Genomic DNA, 1187 nt, shown 5'->3' on the forward strand with positions numbered 1-1187 from the left:
CTTTATTAAGTACCAAAAGATCTGTATCCCTTGGCATGACTGAGCGCTCAACAACTCCCCGGGATATTTCGCCCGGTAACAGATCATTGCCGGATACCCCATTTAATGCCTCGCTTCCCCAAAGTGACTGGACCTGCGTCTGATAAGCACGGCTTCCCAAATATACCACAGGCTTATTTTCACGATTCAACGCCTGTACTTCGCTGGCGATTTGCTCATGAAAATAAGCTCTTGTATTGAGAATATCCGGAGTATCTCCAGTAACAGATGTCTTTGCGGCAAAATCTGCCAGAGTATAACGGTTATTACTGGATTGTTCTTTAGATCGGCCATTTTTAATTTGGACTGGATTCGGTTTATGACTACCACCGGTTTTGACTAATGATAGTTTTTTAGAGTTATTTAGATCTTTTAAGTAGCCTGCTATGAAAGCAATATTTTTTTTCAATTTCTTCCCACAACTGACGGTAGCCTGTTCAAGCTTGAGAATGGTTGGAAATTCATTTTTGAGAATATCGATCCGTTTACCGCTAACGAGGACAAGAGCAGAATTCAAACGCTGAAGCTGTTGCAAACTGTAGTATAAAGTAGCATGAATTGACTCGAACAGCGCAATTTTCAGGCAAATATCTTGTTCATTAATGAAGTGTTCTCTGATGTTGTTCAATTGCCTGAAAGCGTCTTTGAAACAGGTTTTGATGTTTTGGTTGATCTTATCAAATTGATCAATTTTCTCTTTAATCCCGGAATCATTCGCTTTGATTTTTTCTTTCCATTTCTCTTTGCTCATCTTAAGCGAGCGCGATGAATCACTGGTATGAATGCATGTAAGGCAGGCCTCGAGATCATTGAATATTGAAGCGCATTGAGAAACATGCTCAACGAGCATTGCACAGTAATAACTGCAGTGGAAGAACGTCAGCAATAATTCGGTGTGCCGCGATTTTACATTGTTTTCAAAAATATTAATGAGCCGTTCACAGGACTCTCTGCCCAGTTCTGAGATGTTAATGTCTGAATTGTATGCATCGCACTCTTTATTAATGAGTTTTAAAATATCATTATTCTGGATAAGTATTTGTGTCAGCTGGGATTTCAGGTATTCAGGAAGCTGCTGCGGATTGTCATTTGTTATCCCATCCGAGGTGGCATGTTGCATGATGACTTTTCTGGCCTCATGAATGCTA

1 protein-coding gene is annotated in these 1187 nt (G+C 40.1%); it reads right to left on the reverse strand.

Going from position 1 to position 1187, the window contains the following annotated elements:
* The coding region (locus KDK16_RS02755; RefSeq protein WP_257274568.1) for a hypothetical protein at positions 1-1159 on the reverse strand (1159 nt) is incomplete at its 3' end.
* Positions 1160-1187 lie beyond the last annotated feature (28 nt).

This window comes from Endozoicomonas sp. SESOKO4 (assembly GCF_024606275.1).